The following is a 6,956-nucleotide window of genomic DNA, read 5'->3' on the forward strand; positions in this document are numbered from 1 at the left end:
AACCCTCCCCGCGCGCGGGGAGGGTTGGGGTGGGACTACCACGAGGCCTTGTTTTTCGCTGACGGCTGACGGCTTACCGCTCTCCGCCGGGGGCTTCTAACCTTTCCCATAGCGGCGCAGGAGGTCCTGCACCTCCTCGTCGGAGGTCTGGGGGAAGTGCTCGTACCACAGGCCCACCGCCTGAAAGGGCTCGGGCTGGAGCAGGACCACCACCTCGTCAGCGACCTCGAGCAGGGCCTCGCAGGTGTCAGGGGGGGCTACCGGCACGGCCACCACGACCCGTGCGGGGCGCATCGCCCGCACCGCCAGGGCCGCCGCCCGCATCGTGGCCCCGGTCGCCAGGCCGTCGTCCACCAGGATCACGGTCTTGCCGGCGAGGTCGGGGAAGGGGCGCGCGCCGCGGTAGGCCTGCTGGCGGCGCTCGAGCTCGGCCCGTTCCTTGCGCTCGATGGGCTCGAGCTCCTCCGGCCCCACCCCCAGGTGCCGCACCAGTTCCCGGTTCAGCACCCGCACCCCGCCGGGCCCGATGGCCCCCACGGCCAGTTCCTCGTGCCGGGGAGCCCCCAGCTTGCGCACGATCAGCACGTCCAGCGGCACGCCCAGGGCGTGCGCCACCTCGTAGGCCACCGGCACCCCGCCCCGCGGGAGCCCGAGCACCCACACGTCGGGGCGGCGGGCGTACCGGCTCAGCGCCCCGGCCAGCTCCCGTCCGGCCTCGTGGCGGTCCGCGAAGCGCTCCCGCCGCATGCTCAGGCCTGGGGGGGCTTGAGGCCGCCGTTCCTCGAGTCCGCCCACAAGAACATCAGCCCGCAGGCCAGCCAGAACAGCGCCGTCAGCCAGTGGTGCTCCTTCAAGGCCTCGAGCAGCGCCACCGCGAAGAAAAACAGGAAGATGGTGAAGTTGGGCCCGATGCGAACCCCGCGCACGCCTTTCATGCCCTCCTCCTCTGGCTTTCAGGCTAGCGGAGCGGGGGAAGGGCTTCAAGATTCTTTTGTCCTACAGGCCCCGAGCAGCCGCCGGCGGCCGGTGCCCGGCCCCGCGGCACGGAGCCTGCGCCCGCCGGTAGCGCCCGGGAGCGAGGCGGGCGAAGAGTGCGATAGGATTCAACCATGAACGGCAAGGTCGCACTCGTCACCGGGGCTTCGGAGGGCATCGGCAAGGAGATCGCGCGGCAGCTCGTGGCGCGGGGGGTGCGCGTGGGGATGCTGGCCCGCAGCCGGGATAGGCTCGAGGCCGCCGCCGCCGAGCTCGGGGAGGGGGCGCTGGCGCTGCCGGGCGACGTCACCCGGCCAGCCGACCTCGAGCAGGCCGTGGCCCGGCTCGAGGAGCGCTTCGGCGGGCTGGACTACCTCGTCAACAACGCGGGCGTGGGCGTCTTCAAGCCCGTGCACGAGCTGAGCCTCGAGGAGTGGCGGAGGGTGCTCGAGACCAACCTCACCGGGCCCTTCCTGGCGACGCGGGCCGCCGTGCCGGCCATGCAGCGGCGGGGCGGCGGCCACGTCGTCAACATCGGCTCGCTGGCGGGCAAGAACGCCTTCGCGGGCGGCAGCGCCTACAACGCGAGCAAGTTCGGCCTGATCGGCTTCTCCGAGGCGGCCATGCAGGACCTGCGCTACCTGGGCATCCGGGTGAGCACGGTGCTGCCGGGCTCGGTCAACACCGCCTTCGGCGGCAACCGCGCCGAGGCCGAGTGGAAGATCCAGCCCGAGGACGTGGCCGAGGCCGTGCTGTACGTGCTGCAGAGCAACCCCCGCTTCATGCCGGGGCAGCTCGAGCTGCGCCCCTCCCGGCCGCCGCGCAAGTAATACCCGATCCGGTCGGCCCGGTGCCGCGCTGAAAGGGCCGGAGGGAGTGCTCGAGGATTCAAAAAGATAGCCCCTGGGTTTTGGGTTTGAGGATCACCTTTTTGAATCCGGTATGCGGCGCCCCGCGTTGCCGGGCGTCAGGCCAAAGCCGGCGCAATGCGGTGGGTACTTTGTCCCTCTTTACGTCTCATGGTGGGGCGTGTAAGATTTGCGGTGACGCGTCAAGGAAATTTTGGAAACGCCGTGGAAGCGTTCCCATGCTCCGCGTCTGTACTGAGGAGGAAGTATGAGGAAAGGCTGGCTTGTCGCGCTGGGCGTCGTCATGGGCCTGGCAATGGCTCAGGGGAAGCTGACGGTGTGGACGCACTACGGCGGCCCCGAGCTCGAGTGGTTGAAGAAGACGGCTGCTGCGTTCGAGAAAGGCAGCGGCACCAAGGTCGAAGTGGTCGAGGTGCCGTTCGGGGACATCCAGAACAAATTTATCCTCGGCGCCCCGCAGGGCCAGGCCGCCGACCTGATCGTGAGCATCCCGCACGACTGGGTGGGCGCGATGGCCGCGGCGGGCGTGCTCGAGCCCATGGGCAAGTACACCACCGCCAGCTACGTGCAGGGCCTCAACGATGTCGCCGTGGACGCCCTGACCTACCGCAACCAGCTTTTCGCGCTGCCCATGTTCGCCGAGTCGGTGGCGCTGATCTACAACAAGAAGTACGTCAAGACCCCGCCCCGCACCTGGGACGAGTTCCTCAAGATCGCCCAGGAGAACACCAAGGGCAACACCTTCGGCTTCCTCTACAACATCGGCGACCCCTACTTCAACTACGGCTTCTTCACCGCCTTCGGCGGCTCGGTCTTCGCCCGTAGCGGCGGCAGCCTCAACGCCGCCGACCTGCGCCTGGGCGGCGAGGCCGGCCAGAAGGCCATCGGCTTCATCAAGGACCTGCGCTACAAGTACAAGCTCGTCCCCGAGGGCGTGGACTACGGCGTGGCCGACGGCGCCTTCAAGGACGGCTCGCTGGCGATGATCATCAACGGCCCCTGGGCCATCGGCGACTACAAGAAGGCCAAGATCGACTTCGGCGTCGCCTCCTTCCCCGCCCCTCCCGGCGGCTCGGCCTGGAAGCCCTTCGTGGGCGTGCAGGGCGTGGCGATGAACGCCTACTCCCGCAACAAGACCGCCGCCGCCAACTTCGCCAAGCTGCTCATCACCGAGAACAGCCAGATCGCCTTCAACCAGGCCGGCGGCCGCATCCCGGTGTCCAAGGCCGCGGTGGCGAAGCTCAAGAACGACCCCGTGGTGGCCGGGTTCTCCCCCGTGATCGCCAGCGGCTCGCCCATGCCCAACATCCCCGAGATGGGCAAGGTGTGGGGCCCCTGGGGCAACGCCATCAGCCAGGCCATCCAGAAGCCCGACACCAACGTCAACAAGATCGTCGAGGACATGGTGGCCGAGATCCGCAAGGGGATCGGCAGCCGGTAAGCCCCTGAAGGTTGAAGCCGCCGTGCTCGGGCTTCGCTTCAACCGCCCCGATCGGTAGTGCTGAACAAGCCCCGCCTCTTGCTGCCGAAGCAGAAGGCGGGGCTTCCTTATCAGACCCAGCAAAACGGGAGCATCCTATGGGCTCGAGCGGTCGTGCGCTCGCGCGGACCGCGGTACAGGTTTTCCGTCTTCCCCCTCGACGCGCCTCGGGGGCCCTTGTGGCAAAGGCTTTGGGTAAAGGGTAGGCTCGAGGCGCACAACGGCAAGGCGTAGCAGTTACAGGAGGCAGCTATGTATCAATCCCCTCCGGGCGTGCGCGGCTTTCTCATATCCATCGGGCTGCTGGGCGGAGCGATGGTGCTCTCCTTCGTGGCCGGCCTGCTGGTGTTCTGGGGCCTGCAAGCCGCCTTCCCCCGGCCCATCGACAACCCCTACCCCGGCTATCTGGTGCTGGTCTTCGCGGTAGTCCCGCTGGTCCCGCTGCTCATCCTCGTGGCGCGGCGCTTCCCCTTCATCACCGACTGGTACTACCTGCTGCCGGCCATCACCTTCCTGCTGGCGTTCACCTTCTACCCCATCATCCTCACCGTCTACTTCGGCTTCACCAACTACAACGGCATCCGCAACAACGGCAAGGCCGACCGCTCGACCGAGACGCAGGTCGTGCGGGTGGAGGGGAGTCGGCTGGTGCTGGCGCAGCCCGCCGCCGACGCGCTGCGCTGCGACGAGCCCGGCTGCGCGGGGGTGCAGCTCGAGGTCACCAGCGACACCCAGCGCGCCCGGGCCACGGTGGTGCGGGCCGAGGGCAGCACCGTCGAGCTGACGCGGGCCCCTGCCTTCACGCCCACGCTGGCCTACCGGGTCAACGCCTACTCCTTCATCGGCTTCGAGAACTTCGTGCGGATCTTCAGCCAGGCGGGCACCGTCTTGTGGCCGGTGTTCGTGTGGAACCTGGTCTTCGCCTCGTCCACGGTCTTCGTCAGCGCGCTGCTGGGCCTGGTCATCGGGCTGATGCTCAACAACAAGAACCTCAAGCTGCGCGGCTTCTACCGCACGGCGCTGATCATCTCCTGGGCCATGCCGGTGGTCATCAGCGTGCAGGTCTTCTCGGCCATGCTCAACGTGCAGTTCGGGCCCGTCAACCGCTTTCTGGGGCTGCTGGGCTCCTACCCCATCCCCTGGCTCACCGACCCCGAGTGGTTCAAGATGTCGGCGCTGCTGATCAGCCTGTGGCTGGGCTTCCCCTACTGGATGACCGCCACGCTGGGCGCGCTTTCGACCATCTCCGAGGACGTGTACGAGGCGGCCAAGATCGACGGGGCCACGGGCTGGCAGACCCTCACCGGCATCACGCTGCCCCTGCTGCGCCAGCCCTTCATCCCGCTGCTGCTGGGCTCCTTCGCCTTCAACTTCAACAACTTCGGCCTGATCTACCTCATGGGGACCCAGCCCGGCGTCGAGGGGCGGCCCTCGACCGCGCAGGCGGGGGACATCCTGATCACCTGGGCCTACAAGACGGCCTTCCAGGCCGACGGCGGGCAGGCCTACGGGCTGGGCGGGGCCATCTCGGTGATCATCTTCCTGATCACCGTCGCCATCAGCCTGGTTAACTTCCGGGTCACCGGGGCCTTGCGGGAGGTGCGCTGATGATCGGTAGGGTGCTGGCCTGGTTGGTGACGGCGGGCATCGCCGCGTGGGTGGTCTTCGGCTACGTCGGGGGCATGAACCTGCCCGGGGTGCCGGGCGGGTTGGGGCTGCTCGAGCGCATCCAGCCCAACACCCCCTTCGGCTTCGTGCGGGTGGAGAACGGCTGGGTCTACGTGGTGGGAGGACTGCTGGCGGTGGTGGCCCTGATCCTGCTGTACAGCCTGGCGGTCACGGCCCTCTCCAACCGGCGCTCCGGGCGCAAGCGCAGCCCCTGGCCGCTCTTCGGTCAGGGCCTGGTCCACACGTTCATGTGGATGATGCTTTTCTTCGCCTACTACCCCATCCTGCAGATCGTGGCGGCCTCCTTCGACCCCACCAACAGCCTCTACCGCTTCAGCGCGCCGCAGAGCGACAACCTGCTGATCCGCGCCCGCGTCATCCCCGACTTCGCCCAGGCCAACTTCGACAACTACCTCAAGCTCTTCGACGGGGTGGTGATCTACGCCTACCAGTGGGTGCTGCTGCTGGTGTCGGGGGCGGCCCTGCTGGGCGCGCTGGGGATCGCCGGGTACCGCCGGCTGAAGGGGGACGCCAAGGAGGGCGGGCCGCTGGCCCCGCTGCAAAGCCGCGCCCTCGTCACCTTCGCGGTGGCTTTCTTCCTCCTCATCGTCCTCCTCTCGCCCGAGCAGTTCACGAGCCCCAACACCGAGGCCAAGTTCCTGCTGTGGATCCGCAACACCCTCTTCGTCTCGGGGCTCACGGGAGTGCTGGCGGTGCTGCTGACCGCCACCGCCGGCTACGCCTTCGCCCGCTTCAACTTCCCCGGGCGCTACCCCATGCTCTTGGTGTTCATCTTCGTGCAGATGTTCCCCGGCTTCCTGGGCCTCATCGCCATCTACACCCTGATGTCGAACCTGGGCCTTCTCGACCCGCGCTACCCCATCCTCAACTTCGCGGGGCTGGTGCTGGCCTACTCCGGCGGCATCGTGAGCTTCGGGACCTGGGTGTACAAGGGCTTCCTCGAGTCCATCTCCAAGAGCCTCGAGGAAGCCGCCCTCATCGACGGGGCGACCAAGTGGCAGGCCTTCACCAAGGTGCTCCTGCCCCTGTCGGCCCCCATGTTCGTCTTCATCTTCCTGCTGCAGTTCGTGGGCACCTACTCCGAGTTCATCCTCGCCAACCTGCTGCTCACCGGCTCGGACAGTTGGACCGTGGGCATGGGCCTGCGCAACTTCACGACGGGCCAGTTCCAGACCAAGTGGGGCCTCTTCGCCGCCGCCGCGGTGCTGGGCAGCATCCCCATCCTGCTCACCTTCTACGGCTTCCAGCGGTACTTCGTGTCGGGGTACACGGCAGGGAGTGTGAAGGAATAGGTCGATAGTCGATAGGCGATGGCTGACGGCTATCAGCCATCGGCGATGCGCAACAAAACGCGAGGTGCAAATGCATTATCACGACTGGGAACCTTTTTGCGTCGATCCCCTCACCCCGGAGCTGGGGGAGGAAGTCACCCTGCGCCTGCGCACTACGGCCAAGGAAGGGTATCTGATCCTCGAGCACTACGGCGAGATCGAGCGCAGGCCGCTGAAGGCGGTGGAGGGGGGGCTCGAGGTCACCCTGCCGGTGTACAACTCGCCGCTGCGCTATTGCTTCTACCTCACCCGCGAGAAGCGCTACGTCACCAGCGGCGGCTTGCACGGGGCGATGCCGCGCTACGACCGCTTCTTCCACCTGCTGGCCCAGCCCAGCGTGCCGGAGTGGGCGGTGGGGGCGGTGTTCTACCAGATCTTCCCCGACCGCTTCAAGAACGGCGACCCCGCCAACGACGCCAAGGCCGCCGGCTGGGTCTACGAGGGGCGGCCGGTGGTCAAGAAGGGCTGGGACGAGCCGGTGGAGCCGAAGTTCGGGGCGCACCAGCACTACGGGGGCGACCTCGAGGGCATCCGCCAGGAGCTCGACTACCTGCAGGACCTGGGCGTGGAGGCGCTCTACCTCACCCCCATCCTCCCCTCCCCCTCCTCCCA

At 67.7% G+C, this 6,956-nt stretch carries 7 protein-coding genes; 5 read left to right on the plus strand and 2 right to left on the minus strand.

What is annotated here, in order from left to right:
- Positions 1 to 96 precede the first annotated feature (96 nt).
- On the minus strand, positions 97 to 747 hold the full coding sequence (locus tag Mterra_RS17395) for a phosphoribosyltransferase (RefSeq protein ID WP_119316306.1): 651 nt from the start codon (positions 745 to 747) through the stop codon (positions 97 to 99).
- A gap of 2 nt (positions 748 to 749) precedes the next feature.
- A complete protein-coding gene (locus tag Mterra_RS17400) occupies positions 750 to 935 on the minus strand; it encodes a hypothetical protein (RefSeq protein ID WP_119316307.1) in 186 nt (61 codons plus the stop codon).
- Between the two features lie 174 nt (positions 936 to 1,109).
- Here Mterra_RS17400 and Mterra_RS17405 point away from each other — a divergent pair, with 174 nt between their 5' ends.
- The 5 genes from Mterra_RS17405 to Mterra_RS17425 all read left to right on the plus strand — a co-directional run.
- Positions 1,110 to 1,805, plus strand: coding sequence for an SDR family oxidoreductase (locus Mterra_RS17405; protein ID WP_119316308.1), 696 nt, complete (start codon positions 1,110 to 1,112; stop codon positions 1,803 to 1,805).
- A gap of 286 nt (positions 1,806 to 2,091) precedes the next feature.
- Positions 2,092 to 3,285 carry a sugar ABC transporter substrate-binding protein gene (locus tag Mterra_RS17410; RefSeq protein WP_119316309.1) on the plus strand — a complete coding sequence of 398 codons (1,194 nt, stop codon included), beginning with the start codon at positions 2,092 to 2,094 and terminating at the stop codon, positions 3,283 to 3,285.
- Between the two features lie 291 nt (positions 3,286 to 3,576).
- A complete protein-coding gene (locus Mterra_RS17415; protein ID WP_119316310.1) occupies positions 3,577 to 4,932 on the plus strand; it encodes an ABC transporter permease subunit in 1,356 nt (451 codons plus the stop codon).
- Positions 4,932 to 6,305, plus strand: a complete 1,374-nt coding sequence (locus Mterra_RS17420) for a sugar ABC transporter permease (RefSeq protein ID WP_119316311.1) — start codon at positions 4,932 to 4,934, stop codon at positions 6,303 to 6,305. Before Mterra_RS17415 ends, Mterra_RS17420 begins: the two co-directional genes overlap by 1 nt.
- Positions 6,306 to 6,375: 70 nt before the next feature.
- Positions 6,376 to 6,956, plus strand: a 581-nt coding sequence (locus tag Mterra_RS17425) for an alpha-amylase family glycosyl hydrolase (protein ID WP_245971677.1), incomplete at its 3' end; no start/stop codon positions are given.

The organism is Calidithermus terrae, from assembly GCF_003574345.1.
Taxonomy (GTDB): Bacteria; Deinococcota; Deinococci; order Deinococcales; family Thermaceae; genus Calidithermus; species Calidithermus chliarophilus.